This is a genomic window from Fluviicoccus keumensis, from assembly GCF_004217445.1.
GTDB lineage: Bacteria > Pseudomonadota > Gammaproteobacteria > Pseudomonadales > Moraxellaceae > Fluviicoccus > Fluviicoccus keumensis.
This window is the reverse complement of record NZ_SHKX01000012.1, coordinates 515,842-541,830: the sequence shown is the minus strand read 5'-3', so window position 1 is coordinate 541,830 and position 25,989 is coordinate 515,842. Positions and strand designations below refer to the sequence as shown.

The following is a 25,989-nucleotide window of genomic DNA, read 5'->3' as shown; positions in this document are numbered from 1 at the left end:
CTACAAGCCGGCAGGCTGCTTGCCCGAGGACAGATACGGCCAGAACAGCAAATCACTGACAGCGCTGAATGGCAGGTCGATCGCTGCCGCCGGACACAGCACGGCCGGAAGCAGCACGGTCTTCTCGCCCAGCTCCCGCGCATGGGTCAGCGCATACCAGTCGGCCTTGACGCCAAACCACGGCCGCGCCTTGTCATCCTTGGTGGCGACGCCCCACAGCGAGGCGCATCCCGACAGCACGACCAGCATCGCCAGCATTCCCACCGCCTTCATCCTCTTTCTCCCGAAAAATTCCGCACGGATCGCTGCGCCGCACCCCGGCATTCCGCTATCATCGCACCGCCGCGCCAGCAGGATCAGCCCCCCGTGCAACTCACCGACGAACAACGCCGCATTGTCGATCACGACACCGGCCCCGCCATTGTCTACGCCGTCGCCGGGGCGGGCAAATCCACCACGCTGGCGCATCGCGTGCAGCGGCTGGTGACGGTGCACGGCGTCGATCCCGCGCGCATCCTCATCTGTTCCTTCAGCCGTGAAACCGTCGGCGACATCCGCCAGAAAATCGAGAACCTCGGCGTGCACGGCACGCAGTGCCTGACCTTCAACGCGCTCGGCCGCCGCATCGTGCAGAAGACGGTCGGCGCCGGTCACTGGCAGCCCTTCGACGAAAAGGACATCGAGCACAAGCCCGCGCAACTGGCCATGAAAGCCCTGATCGAACTGGGCCGCCGCCAGGGCAAGAACTTCGCCACCCTCGACCTGAATCCCGAAGACCTGCAAACCTGGATTTCCATCTGCAAGGGCAACCTGCGCTACGCTCACCTAGGCAAAGCCGACCTGCCGCCCGAAGGCCTGAAATCCGCGACGCAGGCCGCGCACCCCGATAACGCCCACTATCTGGAAGCCTACCGGATCTACGAGGAACTGCGTCAGAACACCCGCAGCCTGACCTTCGACGACCAGTTGCTGCTGGGCTGGGAGGCGCTGGTGCGTTTCCCGGACATCCGCGCCTGGCTGACCGGTGCTTACGACTACGTGCTGATTGACGAATACCAGGACGTGAACCTGGTGCAGGTGCAACTGGCCGATATCCTCACCGAACGCCACCGCAACTACATGGCCATCGGCGACGACGACCAGTGCATCTACGAATGGCGCGGCGCGGCGGTGCGCTTCATCCTCGATTTCGGCCAGCGCTACAACGCCGTGGAATACACCATTTCCGACAACTTCCGCTGTCCCGCCGAAGCCACGCTGCTGGCGGGCAAGGTGATTGCCGCCAACACCGACCGTCATCCCAAGGATCTGGTGTCGCAAAAGGGCTTTGGCGGCAACGTGCTGCTGAAAGGCTTCGCCTCCGACGGCGATGTCGCCAAGCATCTGGTGGAAGCATACCGCGCGCATCTGGCCAAAGGCGGCACGCCGAAGCAGGCCATCGTGCTGGTGCGCTCCTACGCGCAAACCCCGGCCATCGAGGCGCGCTTGATCCAGGAAGGGCTGCCATACCGCGTCATCGGCAGCCAGCGCTTTTACGAACGCCCGGAAGTGCGCACGCTGTTCACCTATCTGAGCTTCGCGCGGCAGGAACGGGACATGGCCAAGGGCCTGGGCAAGCCCTCCGAGCAATATACCCGCCGCTTCGCCGATATCATCCGCACCCCCAATCGCTTCGTCACCAATGACTGGATCCAGCGCATCCGTGACCAGTCGCTGATGCAGCAGGAATCCATCCCGGCGCTGATCGAGCGCGGCTTCTACGAAGTGCCGAACGAAGGCGCGCGCAAGCGGCTGCTGCGCTTCGTACAGGTGATCCGCGCCCTGCAAACCCGGCTGGAGGCCAACGCCGCCGACACGCTGTTCTGGCTGGTCACCGAGCTGGAATACCTCGATTACCTGCAAAAGGCCGCCGGGGTGGCCGAGCTGGGCGAGGAACGCTGCAAGAACGTGCGCGCGCTGGTGCAATATGCGCGCAGTCGCGGCAAGGTAGCCGATTTCCTCGAACACATCCGCCTGCTGCATGTGGAGGAAAACGAGGCCGATGCCAGCCTGCCCGCGCTACACATCATGTCCATCCACCGCGCCAAGGGCCTGCAATGGCCGCTGGTGTTCGTGCCCTCCTGCGCCGACGACCAGTTGCCCGCCAGCGCCGAGAACCAGGAAGAAGAACGGCGGCTGCTGTATGTGGCCATGACCCGCACCCAGCAGGAACTGCATCTGCTCTACGCGCCGCAGGACAAGCTCTGCCGCTTCCTCGACCACGCCGGGGCCGCCGAAGTGCTGACCCATGCCGACATGATCCGCCGTTCGCTGGCCAAGCCCGAAGGCAACTTCACGGCTGATGACGCCATCAACGTCGCGCTCGGCCTGCGCCTCTATCCGCTGGGCCGCTACATGGATGTCTGGTGGCAACCGCAGCCCTCGCAGATTCGCGCCATTAACCAGCAGCTGCATCTGGCGCTGAAACGGCAGCCAGACGCACTGTTGCAGGTGGAGCGTTTCAAGACGCAACTGGCTGAACTGGAAGCGGCGCAACCGGCGCGGGAAGAAGCGCTGTCGTGCTGGCGCAGTCTGGAACGGCGGCTGCTGCTGTTCCGCGAACGCCCGCTGAACGTGGTCCTGCATGCCGAGCCGCCGCCGGGCGATTTCGCCGGAACCACCTTCCTGTTCGCGCTGAAAGGGGACAAGGTGCAAGTGCGGCTGGCCGCCGACGGCAAGGTGATCGGCTGGGTGGATGCCAAGAACTCGCGATTCCCGGTCGACCAGATTGCCTGCTGGGAATGGGTCGAAGGCGTGCCGCCGGTTTCGGGGCAGCGTATTTCCGCCAGTCGTCGCAGCCTGTTCCTGCGCCTGCAGCCGGTCAAGTCGCCGGACCTGGAGATTGGCGCAGCCGCGCCCAGACCCGAGCCGTTGCCCTTTGCCGTGCAGTATCTGGCCTCCAGCCAGTTCAATGAAGATCTGGCGCGCTTGCAGGGCGCGCTGGAAGCGGCGGCCCGCCGTCAGGTCAGCGCCCAGCCAACGCCGGTCGTGTAGAATTGCCGCCATTGCCGCCCCCGGGAGAACAAACCGCGTGAAACCGATTCCGTCGCTGCCAGCCCTCGTTGTCCTCAGCGTCACCTTGAGCGCTTGCGTCAGCACGCCGTCCGTCACGCCCGCGCCGATCCCGGTCAGACCGACTCCCGCGCAGCCCGCCAACGCCGTCAGCGCGCCCGCGACCCCGGTCAGCCCGACGCCTGCCGCCGCGACGGAAACACCACCGTCATCTGAAACCGTCTTCCTGCCGCCGCTGGTTCCGCCCGTTGTCGTCCCCACGCCGCCCGGCCTGAGCGAAGCCGAGGCCCGCGCCTTGCTCACGCAACTGCTGCCAACCGGCATCAAGGACCGTAACGGCTGGCGCAACGACATCCTGTCCGCCTTCACCGCCCTGAAGATTCCCTATGAAGCCCCGTATTTCTGCGCCGCGCTGTCGATCATCGAGCAGGAGTCCAGCTGGCAGGCCGATCCGGGCGTGCCCGGTCTGGACAAGATCGTCTGGAAGGAAATCGAAAAGCGTGCCGCGAAATACCATGTGCCGCTGCTGGCGGTAAAGGCCGCCTTCCTGAAGTCCTCGCCGGACGGCCGCAGCTACAAGGCTCGCGTCGATGCGCTGCGCACCGAAAAGGAAATGAACGACCTGTTCGAGGACATGGCCGCCGACGCCCAGAAGCTGCATCTGCCGTTGGGCCTGAAGAACCCGATCCGTACCGGCGGGCCGATGCAGGTCAGTGTCGAGTTCGCGGAAGGGCATGTGCGGGTGTGGCCGTATCCCTACAGTCACAAGGACAGCATCCGCTCCGAAGTGTTCAGCCGTCGCGGCGGGGTGTATTTCGGCATCGCCATGCTGTTGCAGTACCGGGTCAATTACCCGGACATGAGCTACCGTTTCGCCGACTACAACGCCGGGCGCTACAGCAGCCGCAACGCAGCCTTCCAGGCGGCGGTGGGGAAGCTGGCCCGTGAAAAGATGGTGCTGGACGGCGACCTGCTGATGTATGAAAGCCGGGAAACCAGCAACACGCAGAAGCAGTTGCTGAAACTGGCGTCACGCCTGAACCTGAGTGAAGCGGCCATCGAACGCGACCTGCGCCTGGAAAAGACTGAAGGCTTCAGCCAGACACCGCTGTACAGGCGCGTGTTCGAAGCGGCCTCGGCGCAGGCCGGTCGACCCTTGCCGCAAGCGGTGATGCCGCAAATCCGCCTCAGCAGCCCGAAGATCACACGCAAGCTGACCACCGAATGGTTCGCGAAGCGGGTGGACGGACGCTACCAGAAGTGCCTGGCCCGGCTTCCCGACTAGCAGGCTGAGGCCTCAGGCCTACTCGATCATTCCCTTCTCCAGCACGCCGACAATCATGTCGGCCAGCACCGTCACCAGCTCCCGGTCGCGAATGACCGGGCTGCCTTCGCACAAATGCCGCGCCACCGTCGCCATGGCCCCGTTCAGCAGCACATACAGGCGGATATGCATGTCTTCAATGGGGTAGGTGCGGAAATGCTGGCGGAAATAATCGGTGCAGAGTTGCAGCAGATGCTGCTCGATCACCGCCATCGACCGTTGCAGCGACAGGCGGCTCCAGTGCCGTGACAACTCCATGAACACCGGATCGGCGCGCAGGCTTTGCAGCGTGAACAGGATGGAAGTTTCGGCAATGTCGCGCATCGACAGCGCCTTCAGGTCATAACCCGCCGCGTGTCCCACCAGTGTTTGCAGCAGGTCCTGCGTCAGCCGGTCCTGCAAGGCCTCGATCATTTCCTCCTTGTTGCCGAAGTAATGGTACAGCGAGGCGATATTCACCCCGGCTTCCTCGGCGATATGGTTGGTGGTGGCGTATTCCAGCCCCCGCGCCACAATCACCTTGCCGGTGGCGTCTATCAGCCGGTCGACCATCTCGCGTGAACGCAATTGTTGGGGTTTACGGCGCATGGAAGTCAAAATGCCAGTTGAAGTTAAGTAAATACTTGCATTAGGGTTGAGCGTAGTCAAGCCGTATCCATTCATGAGGGGGAGTGACATGCCCGATTTTGACGAAACCTTGCAACAGGGCGCGGTGACCACCGCGCAGGCGCTGGAGTTGTTCGACAGCCTGGACGGGGTGGACGTGGATTTCATGCGCGGCCGTTGGCGCGGCGCCGACTTTCCCACGGGGCATCCCATGGACGGCCTGCTGCACCGCTACGGCTGGTACGGCAAGGAGTTCGTGGATGCCGACCATGTGCACCCGCTGGTGTTCAACGGTGTTGGCGGCCGGCGCTACACCGTCAATCCCTCGTTGATGCCCATCGGGTTGGTACATCTGGTCCCGGATGCGCTCAACAGTGTCGCCGGGCGCATTTTTCCCTGGCTGAAGCCGGTGTTCGGCACCCGGCAAACCGCCGCGCGGTTGCGCCTGACCTTGTATCGCGGCAAGGTCAGCGCCGCCATGATCTACGACCATAAGCCCATTCAGGATGTTTTCCGCCGGGTGGATGACCATACCGTGCTGGGCGTGATGGACCTGAAGGGCATGTCGCAGCCGTATTTCTTTGTCCTGCGCCGCGATGTCCAGGCCTGATCCCCTCTGTTGCCATTCCACTTCCGGAGATTGATGCCATGCAAATGATGACCGCCCTGAAACCTGATGTGGAGAAGTCCAGCAGCCTGATCGAGCGTAGCGGGCTGAAGGTGCTGGAGTTGCGTCGCGGTTATGTGAAGTGCCTGATGCCGTTGGAGGCCAATAGTTGCCATGAGGGCATCATGCCGACCGGTGCGTTATTCATGCTGGTTGAAGCGTCGGGGAGGGCGATTTTCCTGTCCAGTTTCAATACGTCGCGCTTTCAGGTGTTTTTGAAGCATACGGAGTTGAAGATGGAGCAGGCGGCGGAGAGCGAGGTGACGCTGGAGGTGCAGCTCAAGGAAACCGTCATTTCGCAGGTGACTACGAAGGTGGATATTACCGGGCGGGCGGATTATGTGTTGGAGGGGGTGTTGCGGGATGAGGATGATGGGGTTGTGGCGAGGTTTCAGGCGGGGTATCTGGTGACGCCGGCGAGGCAATAAAAGTCCGTCTTCTCTCCTGATCCAGACTGCATACAAAAAACGGGACATGCCAATATGGTTAAGTTAACATTGGCATGCCTGCAATTTTCTTGTTTTTGGATGAAATGATGGGTGCATATACAAATAATGCAATAATCACGTTTGATGATAATGTCTGCACATTAATTAAAAAAGAGCCCATCTACTCTGTTGTGCTCCGATGGGTTGTATTGGTTAGCTGCGTATTATTGTCGTTTTTTATTTCAGCTCTGTCTTTTATGTCCCAGAAATTGCATTTTATTGGCTGGGTTTTTGGTGTAGTTGGGTTCGTTGTTCTTGGTGTTATCATTTCGGCATTTTTGCGCTCTGGCTGGAAGCTAACTGATCATTTCACTTACTGTTTTATTGATCGGGCTGGAAAAACAATTCGATTTTCTTATGATGGGAAAGCAATCGGAAAAGAATTTAACTTTTCCAAAATAAATAAGTTGGTGATTCGGAGTGTGCTTAAAACAAAGTGTAAATATTATTTGTTGGTCGCAAAGTGCGATATTGGCGATGTGGATCTATATACGTTTGTCCTCTCCCAAGGCTATGATCTTGAAGAGGAGCAACTAAGACAGATCAGTGCTTGGTCGTTGCCGCTGGCGGAATGGTTGGGTGTTGAATTGAAAGTTGAGCGCTCTTTAAGTTAAAGTCGCTCTTATCGCTACTGAACAATCCTAACCCCAGAAATACGAGTAGCATATCCAAGTCTATCGTCTATACTCCTGAGATAAGCTAAAACAGCTCCAGAAAAGACTTCAAAATCCACAGAATTACCACATGGTAAATAAAACTCAACCCGATAAATTAAAATTTGACTACCATCATCTGCCTTCTCAGAACTCTCACGTCGAAGCCCGCATAATGCAGGATCACCACTTCCATAATATATAGAATAGTAATCGGGTGGTTCGTCAGTTGTTGCGGGGAGTCTTCCCTTTCCTCCCATAGGAACAACTAGCACTCCCAATGATAAATCCTCAACGATATATGCTGGTCGCCGTAACCTAAGAGGTCCGCGCAACCTTATCTTTCGCATATAGTCTGCATCATTATCGCCTTCAATCCGAACAATAAAAGTCATATCATATCTCTGATGTCATTCAACGAGAACAAATGGGAACTGAGTAAAATTAATCATATCAATTATAATAACCACACCAAAATCATATTAATTTATTAGTTTGACTTCGTTAATCCGAGATATCCCACCAAGCCGCTCATACATATTATTGATGTGTGTCAAAACGGCTTCCTCAATAGAATTTTTATCTTCACAGCCCGGCGATAATAAAAATTCAACGCGATATGTTATTTGTTCAAAACCATCCGCCTTCTTCTCACAGCCTAAATAACGAAGTCCATACAACGAAAGATTATGATTTTTATCACGTACCGAGTAATAATCAGGTGGCTCTCCTGATGAGGCAGGCAGATCTCCTTTCCCTCCCATAGCGACGACTAGCAACCCCAAAGATAAATCCTCAACAATATATGCAGGCTTGCGAAAATCCAGCGGGCCACGCCGCCTTATATTTTGCATAAAGCTTGCGTCGTTATCGTTTTCAAGCCTAACAATAAAAGTCATATCTAACCTCTGATGTCAGTCAATGCTTTGTCTATAACCCTACCTCAAAAATGAGGGCGCTTACGCGCCCTCATTCACTCACTTCACCTTCATCCCCGGCGTCGCCCCCTCATCCGGCGACAGCAGGAAAATATCCCCGCCACCCGGCCCGGCCGCCAGCACCATCCCCTCCGACATGCCAAACTTCATCTTGCGCGGCGCCAGATTTGCCACCATCACCGTCAGGCGGCCAATCAGGTCTTCCGGCTTGTAAGCAGACTTGATGCCTGCAAACACCGTGCGCTGTTCATTGCCCAGGTCCAGCGTCAGCTTAAGCAGCTTCGCGGCTTCGGGAATGTGCTCGGCATTCACAATCTTCGCCACCCGCAAATCCACCTTCACAAAATCACCAATCGTAATGATAGGGGCCAGCGCCTCAATCTCGGCGGCGGGCTTGGCTTCCGCCTTGGCGGGCGCGGCGGCGACCGTGGCGGTCAGGTTTTCCTTCGAGGCATCCACCATCGCCTGCACCTTGTCCTTTTCCACGCGCGTCATCAGCGGGGTGAAGGCGTTGATGCGGTGGTTCAGCATCAGGTTATAGCGGCTTTCCCAGTTCAGGCTGGCCAGGTCCAGGAATGCGCGGCTGGCTTCGGCAATGCCCGGCAAAATCGGCGCCAGATAGACGATCAGCTGGCGATACAGGTTCAGGCCGACGGAACACACCGCCTGCACTTCGTCGCGGTTGGCGGGGTCCTTGGCCAGCGCCCAGGGCTTCTTCTCGTCAATGTACTGGTTGGCCTTGTCCGCCAGCGCCATGATCTCGCGGATGGCGCGGCCGAAATCGCGGGCTTCGTAGTGTTCCGCAATGCCGTCACCGGCGGCGATGAACTCGGAAAGCAGGGCTTCTTCGCTGCATTGGGCGGACAGTTGACCGTCAAACTGCTTGTTGATGAACCCGGCGCAACGGCTGGCGATGTTCACCACCTTGCCCACCAGATCGCTGTTCACCTTCAGCGTGAAGTCTTCCAGGTTCAGGTCGATGTCTTCCACCGAGCCGGACAGCTTGCTGGCGAAGTAATAACGCAGGTATTCCGGATTCTGCAGGTGATCCAGATATGTACGGCCCTTGATGAAGGTGCCGCGTGACTTCGACATCTTGTGGCCGTTCACCGTCAGGAAGCCGTGGGCAAACACGCCGCTGGGCTTGCGGAAGTTCGCGCCGTGCAGCATGGCGGGCCAGAACAGCGCGTGGAAATAGACAATGTCCTTGCCAATGAAGTGGTAGACCTCGGTCTTGCTCTCCGCACCGGGCGCCCAGTAATCGTCAAAGTTCAGACCCAGCTTGCCGCACAGGTTCTTGAAGCTGGCCATGTAGCCAATGGGCGCGTCCAGCCACACGTAGAAATACTTGCCCGGCGCATCAGGAATCTCGAAACCGAAATAGGGCGCATCGCGGGAAATGTCCCAGTCGTTCAGGCCGCTTTCAAACCATTCCGCCAGCTTGTTGGCCACTTCGTGTTGCAGGCCGCCGGCGCGGGTCCATTCCTTCAGCATGGCTTCAAAATCGGGCAGCTTGAAGAAGTAGTGCAGCGATTCCTTTTCCACCGGCGTTGCGCCGGAAATGGTGGAGTAGGGATTCTTCAGCTCGGTCGGGGCATAGGTGGCGCCGCAGACTTCGCAGGAGTCGCCGTACTGGTCCTTGGCGTTGCACTTCGGGCATTCGCCCTTGATGAAGCGGTCGGCCAGGAACAGGTTCTTTTCCGGGTCGAACAGCTGGCGTACCGGGCGGGTGGCGATGTGGCCGCCGTCGCGGTTGCGCCGGTAGATGGTTTCGCTGAACTCGCGGTTTTCCGGCGAGTGCGTGGAATGGTAGTTGTCGAACCGGATCAGGAAGTCGGCGAAGTCGCGTTCGTGGTCGGCCTTGACCGTAGCGATCTGCTCTTCCGGAGTCACGCCGTTCTGTTCAGCCTTGAGCATGATGGCCGTGCCGTGCGCGTCGTCGGCGCAGACATAATGGCATTCATGGCCGCGCGATTTCTGGAAGCGCACCCAGATATCGGTCTGAATGTATTCGACCAGATGGCCCAGATGGATGGGGCCGTTGGCATAGGGCAGGGCGCTGGTAACCAGCAGGCGGCGGGCTGTCGTGCTCATGGGCAGGGGGCGTCCGGATGAAAATTTGAAGGTCGCTACTATAACGCAAAATGGGGTAGCATACGCAGCCTGTCTTTCCACGCCGGAGCCGCTCATGTCCCTGTCCCGCAAGCACCTTGAATCCGCTCTCAGCCGTCAGGTCGACCCCTGGATGGGCAAGGATTTGCTGGCCTTGACGGAACGCATGGACATCGACGGCGATCTGGTTAGCATTCAGTTGGCGCTGCCGTATCCCTTCGCCAGTTGCGCCGGGGAACTGCGCGATCTGCTGGTGCAGACGCTGACCGACGCCGGTGCCGGACGCGTGGCCTATGACCTCATCCTCAAAGTGCCGCGCAGCAAGCCGACCAACAATGTCGAGTCCGCGCCGCCCATCAAGAACGTGATCGTGGTGGCCTCGGGCAAGGGCGGTGTCGGCAAGTCGACCACGGCCGTCAACATCGCGCTGGCGCTGGCCGCCGAGGGTGCGCGCGTCGGTATTCTTGATGCGGATATCTACGGCCCCAGCATTCCCACCATGCTCGGCCTGTTCAACCAGCGCCCGGAAATCCGCAATGAAGCCTTTGTGCCGTTGCAGGCGTACGGCTTGCAGGCCATGTCCATCGGCTTCCTGATCGATGACAACAATCCGGTGGTGTGGCGCGGTCCGAAAGTCACCGGCGCGCTGCTGCAGCTGTTCGGGCAAACCGCCTGGCAGGATCTGGATTATCTGGTCATCGACATGCCGCCGGGCACCGGCGACATCCAGCTGACGCTGGCGCAGCGTATTCCAGTGTCCGGTGCGGTGGTGGTCAGCACGCCGCAGGATATCGCCTTGCTGGACGCCAAGAAGGGCATCGAGATGTTCCGCAAGGTCAACATCGACGTGCTGGGTGTGGTGGAAAACATGGCCTTGCATGTATGCTCGAATTGCGGCCACACCGAGGCGATTTTCGGCGAAGGCGGCGGCGAACGCATTGCCCGCGAGTACCAGACCGAATTGCTGGGCCAGTTGCCGCTGAACAAGAGCATCCGCGAGCAGGCGGACAGTGGCAAGCCGACAGTGGTGGCGCAGCCGGACGGCCCGCTGACGGCGCATTACCGTCATATTGCCCGCCGCATCGCGGTGAAGCTGGCGCAGCATGAAGTGGTGCCGACCAACCGCATCGGCTTCTTTTCCCCCAAATAATTTCAGGCAGACAACGGAAGCGCAGTCATGACGATCAAAGCAGACAAGTGGATTCGCCGCATGGCCGAGGAAAACGGCATGATCAGCCCCTTCGAACCCGGCCAGGTGCGCACGGCGGGCGGTGAGAAGATCATATCCTACGGCGTCTCCAGCTACGGTTACGACGTGCGCTGCTCCAACGAGTTCAAGGTCTTCACCAACGTTTTCGGCGCCACGGTCGACCCCAAGAACTTCGACGAGAAAAGCTTTGTCGATATCCAGTCGGATGTCTGCATCATTCCGCCGAACTCGTTCGCACTGGCGCGCACCGTGGAGTACTTCCGGATTCCGCGCAATGTGCTGACGGTCTGCCTGGGCAAATCAACCTATGCCCGTTGCGGCATCATCGTTAATGTCACGCCGCTGGAACCGGAGTGGGAAGGGCATGTGACGCTGGAGTTTTCCAACACCACCAACCTGCCTGCCAAGATTTACGCCAATGAAGGCGTGGCGCAGATGCTGTTCTTCGAATCGGATGAAGTCTGCGAAACCTCGTACAAGGATCGCGGCGGCAAGTATCAGGGTCAAACCGGGGTAACCCTGCCGAAGGCATAGTTCACTACGCATGAAAAAGGGGCCTGATCGGCCCCTTTTTCATGCAACATTCCGCATCATTTGCCGCTGGATTGCGAGACCATCCAGGCCGCAAAAGCTTGACGCTCAGCCGGTGTCGCTTTCAACCAGAGTCCTTGCAGGGTCGTCAGGGTAGAGCCTGTCGCCGGCGTGTCGTCTGCCGTGGTGGCGCTCTGGAAAGACTTGCCAATGGTGTCAACCAGCGAAGCCTGTCCCATCGAACGGACCGTAACGCCGGTGAACTCTTGGTCGGACTGGGTTTCGGCCAGGTGGATTTCCGGATTTTTGGCAAAAACCTTGGCAGCTTCATATCGCTTGGGCGCATTTACCGAAAACTGGTAAGTTTTGCCACTTTCGACATTCAGACGGAAGGCAACGGGCGGAGACTTCAGGATGTCGTGGTCATCAGCCCCCAATGGAAACAACTGGGTATAACGGACACTGACCACATGCTCACCGGGTTTCAACGGCACCGTCTGGCTGCGCGAGCCAAAAATGCTGCCTGGAAGTTCCTCGCCGTCAATGGCCAGGATCTGCACCTGTTCAGGACTCTTCAGGGTTGCTCCATTCGTCGCAGCGTCCGCCAGGCAATGGCCAGTGGACAACAGCAGGGTTGGAACGGCCAGAAACCGGAACATTTGTTTAATCATTAAGCGTTTTTCCTGCGGTTGAATGAGCGAACCAGCCCCATCAATCCAAGCCAGGCAAGGCTGAACCAGCCCATGCTGCCGCCGGTAATCCCCAGATTCCCGGCCTGCTTGCCGTCAGCAGGGGCGGAGTTGTTGATGGTTACGGTCGCGGTATTGGATTCGGACAGGTTCCGGTCCAGCACGACATAGGTGAATTTGTCGGCAAAAGGCGACAAGGTGTTGCTGGGATGGTAGGTCAACGGGCCGCCATAGCACGTTTGCACCGAGGTCACCGAGTTGTCTGGGCACGGCCCCTGATACTGGGCGGTAATGTAGCCGACAGCGGGCTTGTCTACCAAACGGATATTGTAGGCGGGCGTGGTCGAACATTCTTCCAGCGCGCCGGGTTCCGGAGGCGTCGAGGTGGAAGACGGAGGCACCGGGTTGCAGTACAGCCGACCATATTTGCCATCACCGCTGTCATTATCATTTGCCAGCACATCAAGGCTGACAGAGACGGCGCCGCTGGGCAGGGTGACGCTGTCATCTTCCGCCTTCGGCGGGATATTGACGACTTCAAGGTTAACTGTGCCCTTGTTGGAAATCAGGCCGGTCGATTTCTGCTTGATCTGATAATCGCATTTGTCGTTGCGAGGAATACCGTGCGAATCATATTCCAGGAACGGAATGGTGTTATCCGCGCTGATATCCGTCAGGGTGCCCAGTTTGCAAGGTGCAAAGGGAATCAGCTCATAATCGGCAATGAAATCCTTGTTGAACACGGGGCGGTCGGTATCGGTTTCCGGCGCGATGTCATTGGACAGCACCATGGCCCGGATGATGCGGTCCGTACCGGATTTATTGGTGGAGTTCGGCTCATCCACGGCGGTAAGTTGCTTGCGTTCAACAGCACCGCGGTCACATTTTATGAACGGAGCGCGCAGGGCGCCTCGCTGGTCGCTGCTTTCCTGGCAACCGGCAATGGTATCAATCACATATTTCGACGTGGTCAGGGGCAGGAAGTTCTTGCTCAGGCCGCCGTGATAATCCAGACCCGAGAACTCGGTAGCCATGCTGACGCCGGCAACACCGTCAATCACCGAGTTCTTGGCTTCCGCCTTGAATGGCAACGGGCATTGCTCAAGCGTATTCTCATCCCCGGAAATGATGGTTGAGGACGGAGACGAATAATCCTTGCAGCCGCCGCCGTTGTTGAAGGCAATCACAGACGTTGCCAGGCTGACGGAATCCAGGCCTTCAAAGGCAAAAACCGGCGCGGTTTGATTCTCGACTGCCGTAACATAACGCAACGACATGGTGCCCGAAGCGCCCGGGCTCTTGCTGAAACGGACAATACCGCCGTGCGCCGTGCTGTCTACGGCCTTGTTGCCGGTAATGGTCGTGGTGGTCATGGCCAGTGAGGCGCTACCGCAGGCCTCGATCACGCTCTGGTTGGCGCCATCGCCATTGTTCAGAATGGCGGTCTGAACCATTTCAATGCCGCGCGCCGTGTAATACAGGTTGTCGAGACAAGACATCGACAATACCGCGCCTACCGGAGCGTAATTGTTTTCCAGGGTCGAAGCATTCGTATTAACCGTGGCGCTCTTTCCGGAAACATAAATGGCGCCCCCTTCCACCGTGGCCTGGTTATTGCGAAGAACGACATTACCCAGGCTGACAACCCCGCCCGCAAGAATGGCGCCGCCCCGTTCCGGAAAAGTCGGGCTACCGCCATTCTGAAGAATCACAGCCGTAAGCGTCAGGGCGCTATTCAGGCTGGTTGTATTGAAAATACGGCTTTTGGAGTTGGCATCAATAATCGATTCAGGCAGGTGCCGCAATGGGTGGATATTCGTCAAGGGGTCAACCTTGGTCGGATCGCTGGTATCCACGCCCTCAATCTTCACATCCCGGCTGATGACAAACTCACCGTATTTGGGATCCAGGGCATACGTGCCCTTGAGTGTCAGCAAAATGGTGTTTTGCAGATAGCGGTCACCGGGCTGACAGCCGCCAAAAGCCTTCATGTCATTGTTGGTCTTGATGGCTTCCCGCAGGGAGCAGGCTTCAGGATTCTCGCCGTATTCGTCAACAAGGGTATTCACGAGAATCTTGGTATTGATGCTCATGGCGCTGGAAGTCATTGCGCCACTCAATACGGCGATGCTGGCGGCCAGTAACAGCGGTGAAAACTTTTTCATTATTATTAGCCTCGTTGTACACGACGACGGAGTTGTGTCAGACCCAGCAGCGACAATAAGCCCCAGATGCCCAGGGAGCCGGCGTAGTTTTTGTCATCGATACCGGATGCAGGGTCAGCCACCACCTTGACACTCATGACGACGGTCTTGTCGTTATTGGCATCACTGAAACGGCTGAGGGTTGTCGTGTAGGCATAGCTGAAACGATCAAAGCCGTGGTAAGCGTAACCGGGGACATACACCGCTTCATGTTTCACGTCATCGAAAGTGACGGAGCCTTTCCCGGGCAAAATGGTCAGGAACGGACAGCCATCCTTGGTCAGGTCGGCGCGCGGATCCTTGACCACGGCGGCGCAGCGGGCCGCCGGCATCAACTCGCCGTCGCCGATCTTCTCAAGCATGCTGAAGTGCACCGTCTGGCCGACGAGCACGTCCTGACCCTGCTTGTCGGAATTGGTGGTGAGCAGCTCAACCGCGCCGATATCGCACAAGGTCCGGGCCTTGCCCCGTTGATCAACATTGTTGCAGTCATTGTCGGCATTGCCGGTGCCCATGACCCCTTTATTGACAATCGGCGAATCGGTCAAGGCAGAGTAACTGGCCAGCAGGCGGGGCTTGTGGGAACGGGTGGACCCGCCAAAATTACCCAGCGGACAGAGCAGGCCGGTTGCGGGAGGCAGGTCGCAAGTGGCTGCGTCGCTGGAGGGGCCGGCAAACAACTTTTCGTCACCGGTACCGGAAATCTGGCGGTTCATATCCGCCGGCACAGTGCCGGGGCAGGCGGCAGACATGTAAAGGTTGTATCGGAATTTGGTCGAAGCCCCCACATTCAGACAATCCTGTGGCGCGGCTCCGTCCTGGGCAATGATGCTGCTTGTCAGGTTGATATCAAGGCCGCGGAAGTCGACGCCGGCGGTGTTGGCAACAACGGTCAGGCTCAGCAGGCGAATCTGCTCGGGTACGGAGAGGGCGGTGCCGATATTGGTTGACAGTGTGGTATCGCTGATGATCGAGCGCCGGGTCAGCAACGAGCTGGAAGGAACGACTCCCGTCAGGATATGAACAATGGTGTCCGCAGGATTGACGCCGGTATTCTTGTAGAAGAGGGACTGCTGGATGCTCACACCCGACTGGGTGCTGTAAAAAGCCGCCCCATCCGGAGCGCGGTTTGCTTCAAAGTTCACGCCCGTGGCCAGCAGGAATGCCTGGTCCGCATTAAACAGGGCACCGCCATGGCCGGAAGCGCCGCCCAGGCTGAATTTGACATTGGTTAATGTCAGGTCTTCCTTGTTGTACACAATGCCGCCATCCACGGCGCAGGCAGTCAAGTCTGCCGCATTCGCGCGGCAGCCCCTCAGGTCCAGGTTAAGGAATCTGACGGCAATGCGCTTGGTGGCATCAGCTTGTCCATCATCCAGCATGAAAATCCGGGACGGTGTCGTTCCGCCGGCCTGAATAATGGCCGGGACCAGGTCGTCCGCGGTCGAGTCCGTCAGCTGGCTGGAACTTTGCGTAGTATCATCCAGCTTGATGATGATGCTGTCCTTGATCTGGATTTCCCCCAGATCAATATTGAACGGCGTTTTTTGCGCCGGGAGGACAACTTCATCCGTATCGGTCACAGACTTCGGAACACAGCCGTAGATCTGGAAGCCGATAATCTGATTTTCGAGATTTTTCTTCGCGGTTTGCAGAATGGCAATATCCGATTCAATGCCTTGAATCTGGATCTTCACCTGCGCGATTTCCGATTCCAGGGCCGGCTTTTCCGCAGCCGAGGCATCGGCCAACCGGATTTCAAGAACCTTCTTTTCATTGTTCAGCACGCCCAAACGGCTGTTTTTCTGGGAAATGCTGGATTCGATAGGGGCGATGTTCTTTTTGACGATGTTCTTTTGATTGATATAACTGACAGCTTCCCGTATCGAGCATTTGCTGCCGAGTACATTATTTTCATCATCAGAAGTGTTAACGACAATGGTGTCAGCATGGCTGTGCGAACAAACGATAGCTAGCAGAGCTGCAATGGACGCACCCTGAAGTCTTGACATGCTGGTATTCTCCTGATTCTGAATGCCTGTTCTTGTTATGCGACCGTATTGTAGTGGTATGGCGCACGTGTGTCTTTTGCTTTTATGTGTCAGAAAGCAGTCTTTTGCAGGCCCCGGCTGCTGTCATGCATCGGTAAAATGTCCGCCCGGAGTCGTTATTTCTGTAACGGCGGATGCCATCCTAACCTTTTTCATCCCGCATATGGGTCATGACGGCCACCAGGCGCTCACTGAGGTGGTCATTGATGGCTTTTTCCATGGCCCGACCGACTTCGGCGGCAATGGCGATATCGGCAATCGGCCGCAACCGCCACACCAGGCTGGTCAGGCGTTCCACGTCTTCAGGAGGAGGGAGCTTGTCTTTGCCGTAGGGATCAAATACAAGCCTCACCACCAGTTTGACCAGCTGGTCCGCGACAAACTCAACGTTGTTGCGGACGCCTTCGATGATTCCCAGCAGCTCTCCCAGCGGCAGGCCTTCAGCAACCAGTTGTATGCCGGCATTGAGCAAGCGGGGGCTGGGAACGCGGAATTTGGTTTCTTCCTGCGTAAACTCGATCATGCCAAGGCGGGCGGCATGCAGTATCTCATCCTGTGTGACGTTCGGACCGAACAGCTGCAGCAACTCAAGGGCGTCATAGTAGGTAGGGGTGTCGTCAGACCACGGGCTGGTGATGGCGTTTTCCAGACCCAGGAGCTGGCGCAGGTCATGCCCGCTTTCCCAGGCGGCAATCAACTCGGAGATATTGGCGATGCTGTAGCCGCGGGCCAGAAGCTGGCCGATGACACGCAGACGGGCCAGATGGGCGTCCGTGTAAATGCCGGTGCGACCGCGCCGCTCGGGAGGGGGAAGTATGCCCTTGTCCTGATAGGCGCGCACATTGCGAACCGTGGTGCCGGCCGCGCGGGCCAGATCATCAATAGTATATTCCTCAGGCAGTTTGGGCTGAGGAAAGCCATTGCGTTCGGTGTCGGTCATTACACTTGAATCCCGAGGTTAATCCAGGACGCCTGTTATTGGTCTGTGCGTCCCATTCATGAGTCAGCATCCTGACTGCTGTCAGTAGCGTCAAGCCGGTCAGTGCGCTGGTAAAAATGACTGTTCCGGTAGCTGTCGTGCGCATGCCGCAAGAGTACCATGATAATGGCGGCCACGGGCAGTGCCAATAGCATGCCAACCAGCCCGAACAGCTGTCCGCCGGCCATGATCGCGAAGATCACGGTGACCGGCGGCAAGCCGATCTTGTCTCCGATGAAGTAGGGCTGAAGCACCCATCCTTCCAGCACCTGACCGATCATGAAAACCAGGCCGACCAGCAACAGATGGTCAACATCGAAGCCGAACTGGAACAGCACGGAAACCGACGCGGAGAGGATTCCGATGATGAATCCGAAATAGGGAATGATGCTGCCCAATCCGGCCAGCAGGCCAATGATGATACCCAGTTTCAAGCCGATCAGCTGCAATCCGCCAGCGTAAACAATACCCAGCAGAAGCATGACAATGAATTGCCCGCGAATGAACGCCGCCAGAACTTCATCGCATTCGGCGGCAATACGTCCGACGACAGGTTCATGCTGGCGTGGAATCAGTTCGCGGATATTCTGTATCAGTTTGTCCCAGTCCAGCAGCAGATAAAACATGACTACCGGAATCAGGGCCAGCAGTCCGGCCAGCGACAGGATATCCATGCTGGATTGGGCTACCCGGGTCAGCACGTTGCCCGCCGCGGTACCGGCCTCCTGCCAGTATGAGGCCAGCCAGGTGCTGATCAGATCCATATCCAAGCGGTCGATGTCGGTGTGAAAGGTTTTTTCCAGCCAGGGAATGGCCTGGCGGTTGACCCACCGCAGCAGCGATGGCAAGCGGGACTCCAGATAAATGAACTGCCGCCAAAGCGGGGGCAACAACAAAATCAGCGAGATTGACAGCGAGATCAGGAGTGAACTGAACACCATGGTGACAGCGACGGGCCGCTTGACCTTGAAGCTGCTCATCAGCCGGTTGACCAATGGATTGCACAAATAGGCCAACAGTGCGCCGGCCAGAAACGGCATCAGGATGGACTGCAGCGCCCAGACCAGCCAGACCAGAAGGGCGGCAATGGCAAAAACAGGCCAGCGGTTCAGAGAGGGATTCATGATGATAATGTGCCTGTAGTCACGGCGTCGTAGCCCCTTGCCAGCGAAAGACGGCGGAACGGTCGCTGAGTTGACGTCCCATGAGGATCATGTCGTCAAGGCCGTTGTCGATCAACGGAACGGCCTGCAAAGGCAGATTGCCGGTTCTTTCCGGCACGGCGGCCTGCGGTCCGGACTGGCAGGCAAAACTGACCGTATCACCTTCAATCCGCAGCAGGCGGGTGGAACGGCAGATGGTGCCCAAGGCGGTTTCCGCTGTTTTGAAATCCGTAAAGCTGTTGATGTTGCCGATATGGACCAGGGAGGCCTGACGCAGCCCCGGCCATTGCCACTGCAGCGCCATATTTTCGGCCCACACATGAGGCAGGTATTTCTTGCCCGCGGGTTCAATAACGCCTGACAGCGTCAAATCGGGCAATATCAACTGCCATTGCAGCGGCATCCCTCGCGACAACACGACAATCCCGTCAATTTGGGCGGTTGCGAGAAAGGCCGTGAGGGCGGAACGGTCGGCTGTCAGGTTGTGCATGACTGCGTAGAGGGCCGTCAATGAGGCAGCCGGGACTTTACGCTCAACGACCAGGCCACGGCGATCCAGCTCCGGCTTCAATATGGCGTCGGGTTCAATGGGAACCGGCTTCTGTTTGTCAGCCGCTTCCAGCAGCCATAAGCGCCCACCCGCCCAAGGGCGGTAACCCGCGGTCAGGGCAAGCTTTTCCAGATTGCCCGGAGAAGAACCGGACAGCAGCACGTCGCGCACGACCGGCGAATCGAAAACCGTGGCCGTACCTGTCAGGCCCAGAAAATCCTCGGTCCAGACCGGCGTCTCGGCCGCCGCGTGACCGGCGGCTACCAGCAGGCAAAGCCCGCTCAGCAGGAATCGTGGGGTAGGGAAAGCCATATCCGGAAAGCCGCGCATCCAAAAAATGCAACCTTAACGCAAGAGTGCCGTCCATTTCCACAAACCAGAACGTCGGCGTAGCGATTAATATCGCCTTGCCCTAGAGGAATCGGGCCCAAAAAGGTAAAATGCGCGCCCATTGCCTGACCCTTTCTGGATATGACCATGAGCCAAACCCCAACTTCCCTCAGCTATAAAGATGCCGGTGTGGATATCGAAGCCGGAGACGATCTGGTTGAACGCATCAAGGGTGTGGCCAAGAAGACCGCCCGGAAGGAAGTGCTGGGCGGCCTGGGCGGATTCGGCGCCCTGTGCGAGATCCCCGAGGGCTATCGCAAGCCGGTGCTGGTTTCCGGCACCGACGGCGTTGGCACCAAGCTCAAACTGGCGCTGCAACTGAACCGCCATGAAAGCATCGGCATTGATCTGGTCGCCATGTGCGTCAACGATCTGGTGGTTTGCGGCGCGGAACCGCTGTTCTTCCTGGATTACTACGCTACCGGACATCTGTCGGTGGAAACCGCTGCAACCGTGGTGACCGGTATCGGCGAGGGCTGTCTGCAAGCCGGTTGCGCGCTGGTGGGCGGCGAGACCGCGGAAATGCCCGGCATGTATGAAGGCGAGGATTATGACCTGGCCGGTTTCTCGGTCGGCGTGGTGGAAAAAGACGAGATCATCGACGGCAGCAAGGTCAAGGCCGGCGACGTGCTGATCGGTCTGGCCTCCAGCGGGGTGCATTCCAACGGCTATTCGCTGGTCCGCAAGATCATTGATGTGCGTCAGGCTGACCTGAACCAGGATATCGAAGGCAAGTCGCTGGCCGACCGCGTCATGACGCCGACCCGAATCTACATCAAGCCGCTGCTGTCGCTGATCAAGGCGATGCCGGTGCACGCGATGGCGCACATCACCGGCGGCGGATTGCCCGGCAACCTGCCGCGCGTGCTGCCGGAAGGTGCGGACGCCCGTATTGACGAATCCTCCTGGCAGTGGCCGGCCATCTTCCGCTGGCTGCAGGAACAGGGCAGTGTCGATCGCTTCGAAATGTACCGCACCTTCAACTGCGGCGTCGGCATGGTGGTGGTGGTTCCGGCCGATCGCGCCGATGACGCCATTGCCCATCTGAAGGCCGCCGGCGAAGACGCCTGGAAGCTGGGCGAGATCGTGCCGTCAACGCATGCCGAGCCGACCGTGGTTTTTGCCTGATTAGCCGGGCTTTCCGTGTTGACCGCAGAGACGCACCCGTTGCGTCTCTGTTGTTTCTGTCGTCCTGAATGAATGATCCTGTGAGCGCCTGATGAATATCGTTGTCCTGATTTCCGGTTCCGGCAGCAACCTGCAGGCCATCATCGATGCCTGCCGCGCCGGGTGGATTGCCGGAAAGGTGGTCGGCGTGCTTTCCAACCGGGCGGACGCCTATGGGCTGGTGCGTGCGACGGAAGCGGGTATTCCGGTCGCGACCATCGCCCACCGCGATTACCCGTCGCGGGAAGATTTCGATACCGCCATGCAGCAGCAGATCGATGGCTGGCAGCCAGATACGGTAGTGCTGGCCGGATTCATGCGCATCCTGACGCCCGGCTTCGTCCGTCACTATGAAGGGCGGCTTCTCAACATCCATCCTTCACTGTTGCCACGTTACAAGGGCTTGCATACCCACCGCCGTGTCCTGGCGACCGGCGATCGCCTGCACGGCTGTTCCGTACATTATGTGAACGCTGAACTCGATGGCGGACCGGTGATCGCGCAGGGCGTCGTGCAGGTGCATCCTGCTGATAATGAACAAATCCTTACCGAAAAAGTGCACAAGGTCGAACACTGGCTTTATCCCCAGGTGTTAAGCTGGATGGCATCCGGACGCTTGGTATATCGTGACGGCAGCCCCCTGCTGGACGGCCAGAAACTGCGGCAACCGGTCCAACTCCTGTTCTGAAAAGGGAATGCTGATGCGCCTGCTCACCTGCCTGTCTGTTTCACTGCTGACCATGCCGGTCATCGTGCAAGCCGATCCGGTGCCCTATACGGCAACCTACAAAGTCAATCTGGATAACAAACTGAATGGATCGGCAACCGGTACGCTGACCCGTCAGGGCAATCGTTACCATTACGAGTTGCGCGCCACGGCGCTGATGGCCAACTCGCTGGAACAAACCGATTTCATGATCAACAAGGGTGATCTGGTTTCACTCAACTACCGAAACCAGCGTCAGGTATTTTTCCGTTCCCGCGCCACCAGTATCGATTTTGACTGGAAGCAGAACAGCGTGCATGTCGTGCGCAACGGCAAGGACAACAATTATGCGGTTCCGCCCGGCACGCTGGACCCGCTGAATATGGAAATGCAGATTCGCGAGGATCTGATGACGACCGGCAAGATTGACCGGGATTACCCGTTAGCGGACCCCAAGGAGTTTCATCCGGTTCGCTTCGAAATCAACGGTACCGAGGTGTTGAACACGCCGATGGGGCCGATTGAAACGCTCAAGGTTCGCCGCGTCCATGGCAGTCCGGATCGCAGCACCCAGTTCTGGCTGGCCCGGTCGATGGAATATCTGCCGGTCAAGGTGGTGCAGATCGATGACGGCGCTGTCTACAAACTGGATCTGACCGGCTACAAACCGGCCGGGCCGGTCAGGACTGCGCCTCCTGTAGTTTCCGCAACTTCCCCTGCCGCTTCACTTCCAGCGACGAAACCACCATCAAAGCCGTAATCAGCGCCGTGCCCGCCATTCCAGACCAGCCTTCAATCCCCGGTTTGAAGCAAAGCATGGTGGCATAAGCGGTGTAAAACAGCAGAACCACCGAAAAGGTGAGCAGCTTGCCGGGATCGCGACGCGCCACCATCGGCAGAAAAAACAGCGCCGGAAGTATCTTTAGCAATGCCACCAGCGTGACGGTCAGCCAATCCACCCCGGTGGGGCGGAAGGCAAAGGTATCGCCAACCAGCCAGAGCAAGGTGACGGCATACAACGGAAAAACCAGCTTGGGAATCATTTGGCGGCCCACATGGCAAGACGTTTGCCCAACGCCAGGCACAATGCCTGTTCGTCTGAGGTGATCGGGCGGCTGCCGTCGCTGCCGGCCCAGTGCGAAGCGCCGTAAGGCGTACCTCCCGCCGAGGTTGAGTTCAATCCGGCTTCCCGATACGGAATACCCAGCATGACCATGCCGTGATGCATCAGCGGCAGCATCATGCTGAGCAGCGTGCTTTCCTGGCCGCCATGAAGGGAGGATGTGGAGGTGAACACCGCCGCCGGCTTGTCACAGAGCGCGCCGCTCAGCCAGAGGTCGGAGGTCCCATCGAGGAAATACTTCATCGGCGCGGCCATGTTGCCGAAGCGGGTAGGGCTGCCCAACGCCAGCCCGGCGCATCCGGCCAGATCCTCCGTAGTGCAATACAGGTCGCCGGCTTCGGGAATGTCGGCCTGGGTTGCCTCGCAAACGGTCGAGACAGCGGGAACCGTGCGCAACCGCGCGCGCATCCCGGCGGATTCGACGCCGCGCGCAATCAGTTTCGCCAGTTGGCGTGTGCTACCATGGCGGCTGTAGTACAGCACCAGCACGTAGGGTTCGGACATTGGCGGGAGCCCTGAAGGAAAAACGCGATTCTAGCAAAACGAGACCGAGATGCAGTGGCAGCGCCTGTATAAACGTTCCCTTTCCATGGCGAAATTCGTTATTCGCCGCTTCCTGCATGACGATTGCCGCAGTAACGCTGCGCAACTGACCTACACCACGCTGTTCGCCATCGTACCGATGCTGACGGTGCTGTTCGCCGTGCTCTCCGGCATTCCCTCGCTGCAAACGCTCAGCCAGGACATCACCAACGTCATCTTCAATAATTTCCTGCCTGACACCGGCGTCAAGATCCAGACCTATCTAAGCGATTTCGCCAAGCAGGCATCCAACCTGACCGCCATTGGCGTACTGATGCTTTTCGTGACGTCGTTACTGATGCTGATGAATGTTGAGCGCGCCTTCAACCAGGTCTGGAAGGTGCGGCAGCCCCGCCAGAACCTGATCAGCTTCCTGCGTTACTGGGCGGTGCTGAGCCTGGGGCCGTTGCTGCTGGGCGTGGCGTTTACCGTTTCTTCATACCTGACATCGCTGCGATTCATGAACAATGCCGGCGAACTGGTGGAAACGGTGATTCCCGGGTTGCAGATCATGCCGTTCATCTTTACTTCGCTGGCGTTCACGCTGCTGTACGTGACCGTGCCGAACTGCAAAGTGCCGGTCAAGGCAGGCTTCGCCGCCGGAGTATTTGCAGCAGTGCTGTTCGAGGCCGCCAAGCGCACCTTCGGCCTGTTCGTCACCAACTTTTCTTCCTACAAACTGGTTTACGGTGCGTTCGCGGCGTTCCCGATCTTCCTGATCTGGATCTATGTATCGTGGATGATCGTGCTGTTGGGCGTGGAAGTCAGCCGGGCGCTGACGCTGTACAAGGAACAGCATTACAGCAACCGCCATCCGGTGCTGGCAATGCTGGATATTTTGCAGCTGTTCCTGCGGCGGCAGAAGGATGGGCATTCCGTGTCGGATATCGAAGCGATGTCGATCCTGGGCCGTTATGAGGTGGAAACCTGGACGGACATGGCCAACCTGCTGCAAAACCTGAATTACATCAAGAAGACCGAGAACGGCAATTACGTGCTGGCGCGTAATCTGGACCGCATCAGCTTCTGGGATTTTTACCAGCAGCTGCCGTGGCATCTGCCCCGTCCCGAAGACCTGAAGACCCTGCATGCCGACGATAACTGGGCGCGCGAGCTGGCGCCGCACCTTCTGCGCGTGCACGAACTGACCGGACAGGAACTGAACCAGACGCTGGGACAGATTTTGTCCGTGGATTAGGTATAATTCCGCCACGATTTCCCTCACTCACCCTTTCTTGCGGGAAAGGGTTTCCGGAGCCCCACGATGACCGTGATCAAGCAAGACGACCTCATCCAGAGCGTTGCCGATGCCCTGCAATACATTTCCTACTACCACCCGCTGGATTTCATCCAGGCGGTGAACGAAGCCTACGAGCGCGAGGAAAACCAGGCCGCCAAGGACGCGATGGCGCAGATCCTGATCAATTCCCGCATGTGCGCCGAGGGCCACCGTCCGATTTGCCAGGACACCGGCATCGTGACCGTGTTCGTGAAGGTGGGGATGAATGTGAAGTGGGATTCGACCCTGTCGCTGGACGACATGATCAACGAAGGCGTACGCCGCGCTTATCTGAATCCGGACAACGTGCTGCGCGCCTCGATCCTGCGTGATCCCGCTGGCAAGCGCCAGAACACCAAGGACAACACGCCGGCCGTGATCCATTACAGCATCGTGCCGGGCGATACCGTCGACATCCAGATCGCGGCTAAGGGCGGCGGCTCCGAGAACAAGTCGAAGATGGCGATGCTCAATCCTTCTGACTCCATCGTCGACTGGGTGCTGAAGACCGTGCCGACAATGGGCGCTGGCTGGTGCCCGCCCGGCATGCTGGGCATCGGCATCGGCGGCACCGCCGAGAAGGCAATGCTGCTGGCCAAGGAATCGCTGATGGATCCGGTGGACATTCATGAGCTGCAGGCGCGCGGCCCGCAAAACCGCGTGGAAGAACTGCGGCTGGAACTGTTCGAGAAAGTGAACGCGCTGGGCATCGGCGCGCAGGGTCTTGGCGGCCTGACCACGGTGGTCGACGTAAAGATCCTCGATTACCCGACCCACGCGGCCTCATTGCCGGTAGCGATGATTCCCAACTGCGCCGCCACCCGTCATGTGCATTTCGAACTGGACGGCTCCGGTCCCGCCGAACTGGCCGTGCCAAAGCTGGAAGACTGGCCGCGCGTCACCTGGGATGCTTCCAAGGCCCGCCGTGTCAACCTCGACACCATCACCCATGACGAAATCAAGTCGTGGAAGACCGGCGAGACGTTGCTGCTGAACGGCACCATCCTGACCGGCCGCGATGCCGCCCACAAGCGCATGGTGGACATGATCGCCAAGGGTGAAGAGCTACCGGTCGACCTGAAGGGCAAGTTCATTTACTACGTCGGTCCGGTTGATCCGGTGCGTGATGAAGTGGTGGGCCCGGCCGGTCCGACAACCGCCACGCGCATGGACAAGTTTACCGAGACGGTGCTGGCCAAGACCGGCCTGTTCGGCATGATCGGCAAGTCGGAGCGCGGCCCGGTCGCCATCGAAGCCATTCGCAAGCACGAAGCTGCTTATCTGATGGCGGTGGGCGGGGCGGCTTATCTGGTATCGAAGGCCATTCGCAAGGCCAAGGTGGTGGCGTTCGCTGACCTGGGCATGGAGGCCATTTACGAGTTTGTCGTGGAAGACATGCCGGTGACCGTGGCTGTCGATGTGCTGGGTGAGTCGGTACACGATACCGCGCCGAAGATCTGGCAGGCCAAGATCGGAAAGATTCCCGTTAAGGGATGAGATCATGCGGGGAGCTTCGGCTCCCCGTT

At 58.4% G+C, this 25,989-nt stretch carries 25 protein-coding genes; 12 read left to right on the top strand and 13 right to left on the bottom strand.

The features are described 5' to 3' along the window. A complete protein-coding gene (locus EV700_RS16850; RefSeq protein WP_165391430.1) occupies window positions 1-273 on the bottom strand; it encodes a YceK/YidQ family lipoprotein in 273 nt (90 codons plus the stop codon). A 93-nt stretch (window positions 274-366) separates the two neighbouring features. Here EV700_RS16850 and EV700_RS10710 point away from each other — a divergent pair, with 93 nt between their 5' ends. Further along, on the top strand, window positions 367-3,033 hold the full coding sequence (locus EV700_RS10710) for an ATP-dependent helicase (protein WP_165391429.1): 2,667 nt from the start codon (window positions 367-369) through the stop codon (window positions 3,031-3,033). Between the two features lie 37 nt (window positions 3,034-3,070). Then, window positions 3,071-4,336 (top strand): DUF1615 domain-containing protein, encoded by a 1,266-nt coding sequence (locus EV700_RS10705; RefSeq protein WP_207224637.1) that lies wholly within the window; start codon window positions 3,071-3,073, stop codon window positions 4,334-4,336. A gap of 18 nt (window positions 4,337-4,354) precedes the next feature. Here EV700_RS10705 and EV700_RS10700 read toward each other — a convergent pair whose 3' ends face one another. Next, window positions 4,355-4,963 carry a TetR/AcrR family transcriptional regulator gene (locus tag EV700_RS10700; protein ID WP_165391428.1) on the bottom strand — a complete coding sequence of 203 codons (609 nt, stop codon included), beginning with the start codon at window positions 4,961-4,963 and terminating at the stop codon, window positions 4,355-4,357. Between the two features lie 88 nt (window positions 4,964-5,051). Between EV700_RS10700 and EV700_RS10695 the strand changes: the two genes are divergently transcribed. The 3 genes from EV700_RS10695 to EV700_RS10685 all read left to right on the top strand — a co-directional run bounded on the left by EV700_RS10695 (window position 5,052) and on the right by EV700_RS10685 (window position 6,750). Then, the gene (locus EV700_RS10695; protein WP_242610239.1) at window positions 5,052-5,591 is read left to right on the top strand and encodes a DUF4334 domain-containing protein; all 540 of its coding nucleotides are present in this window, start codon (window positions 5,052-5,054) and stop codon (window positions 5,589-5,591) included. Between the two features lie 38 nt (window positions 5,592-5,629). Further along, complete coding sequence (locus tag EV700_RS10690; protein WP_130413550.1) at window positions 5,630-6,076, top strand: hotdog family protein; 447 nt, start codon at window positions 5,630-5,632, stop codon at window positions 6,074-6,076. Window positions 6,077-6,150: 74 nt separating this feature from the next. After that, window positions 6,151-6,750, top strand: coding sequence for a hypothetical protein (locus EV700_RS10685; protein WP_130413548.1), 600 nt, complete (start codon window positions 6,151-6,153; stop codon window positions 6,748-6,750). A 14-nt stretch (window positions 6,751-6,764) separates the two neighbouring features. Here EV700_RS10685 and EV700_RS10680 read toward each other — a convergent pair whose 3' ends face one another. The 3 genes from EV700_RS10680 to metG form a co-directional block, all read right to left on the bottom strand. Beyond that, a complete protein-coding gene (locus EV700_RS10680; protein ID WP_130413546.1) occupies window positions 6,765-7,184 on the bottom strand; it encodes a hypothetical protein in 420 nt (139 codons plus the stop codon). Between the two features lie 87 nt (window positions 7,185-7,271). Beyond that, complete coding sequence (locus EV700_RS10675; protein ID WP_130413544.1) at window positions 7,272-7,688, bottom strand: hypothetical protein; 417 nt, start codon at window positions 7,686-7,688, stop codon at window positions 7,272-7,274. 78 nt (window positions 7,689-7,766) lie between these two features. Further along, a complete protein-coding gene (gene metG, locus EV700_RS10670) occupies window positions 7,767-9,821 on the bottom strand; it encodes a methionine--tRNA ligase (RefSeq protein WP_130413542.1) in 2,055 nt (684 codons plus the stop codon). 94 nt (window positions 9,822-9,915) lie between these two features. Here metG and apbC point away from each other — a divergent pair, with 94 nt between their 5' ends. Then, a complete protein-coding gene (gene apbC / locus EV700_RS10665) occupies window positions 9,916-10,989 on the top strand; it encodes an iron-sulfur cluster carrier protein ApbC (protein ID WP_130413540.1) in 1,074 nt (357 codons plus the stop codon). Between the two features lie 27 nt (window positions 10,990-11,016). Then, the gene (gene dcd / locus EV700_RS10660) at window positions 11,017-11,583 is read left to right on the top strand and encodes a dCTP deaminase (protein ID WP_130413538.1); all 567 of its coding nucleotides are present in this window, start codon (window positions 11,017-11,019) and stop codon (window positions 11,581-11,583) included. A gap of 56 nt (window positions 11,584-11,639) precedes the next feature. On the opposite strand, the gene EV700_RS10655 is transcribed toward dcd, so the two are convergent. The 6 genes from EV700_RS10655 to EV700_RS10630 all read right to left on the bottom strand — a co-directional run bounded on the left by EV700_RS10655 (window position 11,640) and on the right by EV700_RS10630 (window position 19,528). Next, on the bottom strand, window positions 11,640-12,251 hold the full coding sequence (locus EV700_RS10655) for a DUF2057 family protein (RefSeq protein WP_130413536.1): 612 nt from the start codon (window positions 12,249-12,251) through the stop codon (window positions 11,640-11,642). Beyond that, complete coding sequence (locus EV700_RS10650; protein WP_130413534.1) at window positions 12,251-14,434, bottom strand: CSLREA domain-containing protein; 2,184 nt, start codon at window positions 14,432-14,434, stop codon at window positions 12,251-12,253. The genes EV700_RS10655 and EV700_RS10650 overlap by 1 nt, the downstream gene beginning before the upstream one ends. Window positions 14,435-14,439: 5 nt before the next feature. Continuing rightward, complete coding sequence (locus tag EV700_RS10645) at window positions 14,440-16,485, bottom strand: CSLREA domain-containing protein (protein WP_130413532.1); 2,046 nt, start codon at window positions 16,483-16,485, stop codon at window positions 14,440-14,442. Window positions 16,486-16,666: 181 nt separating this feature from the next. Beyond that, the gene (locus EV700_RS10640) at window positions 16,667-17,464 is read right to left on the bottom strand and encodes a MerR family transcriptional regulator (RefSeq protein WP_130413531.1); all 798 of its coding nucleotides are present in this window, start codon (window positions 17,462-17,464) and stop codon (window positions 16,667-16,669) included. Window positions 17,465-17,520: 56 nt separating this feature from the next. Further along, window positions 17,521-18,627, bottom strand: coding sequence for an AI-2E family transporter (locus tag EV700_RS10635; RefSeq protein WP_130413529.1), 1,107 nt, complete (start codon window positions 18,625-18,627; stop codon window positions 17,521-17,523). A gap of 19 nt (window positions 18,628-18,646) precedes the next feature. Then, the gene (locus EV700_RS10630; RefSeq protein ID WP_130413527.1) at window positions 18,647-19,528 is read right to left on the bottom strand and encodes a hypothetical protein; all 882 of its coding nucleotides are present in this window, start codon (window positions 19,526-19,528) and stop codon (window positions 18,647-18,649) included. Between the two features lie 153 nt (window positions 19,529-19,681). Between EV700_RS10630 and purM the strand changes: the two genes are divergently transcribed. From purM to EV700_RS10615, 3 genes are all read left to right on the top strand, one after another. After that, window positions 19,682-20,734: a phosphoribosylformylglycinamidine cyclo-ligase gene (gene purM, locus EV700_RS10625; protein WP_479724183.1), complete on the top strand. Its 1,053-nt coding sequence runs from the start codon at window positions 19,682-19,684 to the stop codon at window positions 20,732-20,734. 91 nt (window positions 20,735-20,825) lie between these two features. Then, on the top strand, window positions 20,826-21,461 hold the full coding sequence (gene purN, locus EV700_RS10620) for a phosphoribosylglycinamide formyltransferase (protein WP_130413523.1): 636 nt from the start codon (window positions 20,826-20,828) through the stop codon (window positions 21,459-21,461). A 13-nt stretch (window positions 21,462-21,474) separates the two neighbouring features. After that, complete coding sequence (locus tag EV700_RS10615; protein ID WP_165391427.1) at window positions 21,475-22,239, top strand: DUF3108 domain-containing protein; 765 nt, start codon at window positions 21,475-21,477, stop codon at window positions 22,237-22,239. Here the strand turns inward: EV700_RS10615 and EV700_RS10610 are convergent. Then, window positions 22,160-22,522, bottom strand: a complete 363-nt coding sequence (locus EV700_RS10610) for a DUF2069 domain-containing protein (RefSeq protein WP_130413519.1) — start codon at window positions 22,520-22,522, stop codon at window positions 22,160-22,162. The two genes, EV700_RS10615 and EV700_RS10610, sit on opposite strands and share 80 nt — an antisense overlap. After that, the gene (gene wrbA, locus EV700_RS10605) at window positions 22,519-23,106 is read right to left on the bottom strand and encodes an NAD(P)H:quinone oxidoreductase (protein ID WP_130413517.1); all 588 of its coding nucleotides are present in this window, start codon (window positions 23,104-23,106) and stop codon (window positions 22,519-22,521) included. Before wrbA ends, EV700_RS10610 begins: the two co-directional genes overlap by 4 nt. Before the next feature lie 85 nt (window positions 23,107-23,191). Between wrbA and EV700_RS10600 the strand changes: the two genes are divergently transcribed. Then, window positions 23,192-24,382, top strand: a complete 1,191-nt coding sequence (locus EV700_RS10600; protein ID WP_165391426.1) for a YihY family inner membrane protein — start codon at window positions 23,192-23,194, stop codon at window positions 24,380-24,382. Between the two features lie 66 nt (window positions 24,383-24,448). Then, complete coding sequence (locus tag EV700_RS10595) at window positions 24,449-25,960, top strand: fumarate hydratase (protein WP_130413513.1); 1,512 nt, start codon at window positions 24,449-24,451, stop codon at window positions 25,958-25,960. Window positions 25,961-25,989 lie beyond the last annotated feature (29 nt).

Coding starts and splice junctions, on each gene's coding strand:
- EV700_RS16850 (WP_165391430.1), bottom strand. CDS start 273: ATGAAGGCGGTGGGAATGCTGGCGATGCTGGTCGTGCTGTCGGGATGC.
- EV700_RS10700 (WP_165391428.1), bottom strand. CDS start 4,963: ATGCGCCGTAAACCCCAACAATTGCGTTCACGCGAGATGGTCGACCGG.
- EV700_RS10695 (WP_242610239.1), top strand. CDS start 5,052: ATGCCCGATTTTGACGAAACCTTGCAACAGGGCGCGGTGACCACCGCG.
- EV700_RS10690 (WP_130413550.1), top strand. CDS start 5,630: ATGCAAATGATGACCGCCCTGAAACCTGATGTGGAGAAGTCCAGCAGC.
- EV700_RS10685 (WP_130413548.1), top strand. CDS start 6,151: ATGCCTGCAATTTTCTTGTTTTTGGATGAAATGATGGGTGCATATACA.
- EV700_RS10680 (WP_130413546.1), bottom strand. CDS start 7,184: ATGACTTTTATTGTTCGGATTGAAGGCGATAATGATGCAGACTATATG.
- EV700_RS10675 (WP_130413544.1), bottom strand. CDS start 7,688: ATGACTTTTATTGTTAGGCTTGAAAACGATAACGACGCAAGCTTTATG.
- metG (WP_130413542.1), bottom strand. CDS start 9,821: ATGAGCACGACAGCCCGCCGCCTGCTGGTTACCAGCGCCCTGCCCTAT.
- apbC (WP_130413540.1), top strand. CDS start 9,916: ATGTCCCTGTCCCGCAAGCACCTTGAATCCGCTCTCAGCCGTCAGGTC.
- dcd (WP_130413538.1), top strand. CDS start 11,017: ATGACGATCAAAGCAGACAAGTGGATTCGCCGCATGGCCGAGGAAAAC.
- EV700_RS10655 (WP_130413536.1), bottom strand. CDS start 12,251: ATGATTAAACAAATGTTCCGGTTTCTGGCCGTTCCAACCCTGCTGTTG.
- EV700_RS10650 (WP_130413534.1), bottom strand. CDS start 14,434: ATGAAAAAGTTTTCACCGCTGTTACTGGCCGCCAGCATCGCCGTATTG.
- EV700_RS10645 (WP_130413532.1), bottom strand. CDS start 16,485: ATGTCAAGACTTCAGGGTGCGTCCATTGCAGCTCTGCTAGCTATCGTT.
- EV700_RS10640 (WP_130413531.1), bottom strand. CDS start 17,464: ATGACCGACACCGAACGCAATGGCTTTCCTCAGCCCAAACTGCCTGAG.
- EV700_RS10635 (WP_130413529.1), bottom strand. CDS start 18,627: ATGAATCCCTCTCTGAACCGCTGGCCTGTTTTTGCCATTGCCGCCCTT.
- EV700_RS10630 (WP_130413527.1), bottom strand. CDS start 19,528: ATGGCTTTCCCTACCCCACGATTCCTGCTGAGCGGGCTTTGCCTGCTG.
- purN (WP_130413523.1), top strand. CDS start 20,826: ATGAATATCGTTGTCCTGATTTCCGGTTCCGGCAGCAACCTGCAGGCC.
- EV700_RS10615 (WP_165391427.1), top strand. CDS start 21,475: ATGCGCCTGCTCACCTGCCTGTCTGTTTCACTGCTGACCATGCCGGTC.
- EV700_RS10610 (WP_130413519.1), bottom strand. CDS start 22,522: ATGATTCCCAAGCTGGTTTTTCCGTTGTATGCCGTCACCTTGCTCTGG.
- wrbA (WP_130413517.1), bottom strand. CDS start 23,106: ATGTCCGAACCCTACGTGCTGGTGCTGTACTACAGCCGCCATGGTAGC.
- EV700_RS10600 (WP_165391426.1), top strand. CDS start 23,192: ATGGCGAAATTCGTTATTCGCCGCTTCCTGCATGACGATTGCCGCAGT.
- EV700_RS10595 (WP_130413513.1), top strand. CDS start 24,449: ATGACCGTGATCAAGCAAGACGACCTCATCCAGAGCGTTGCCGATGCC.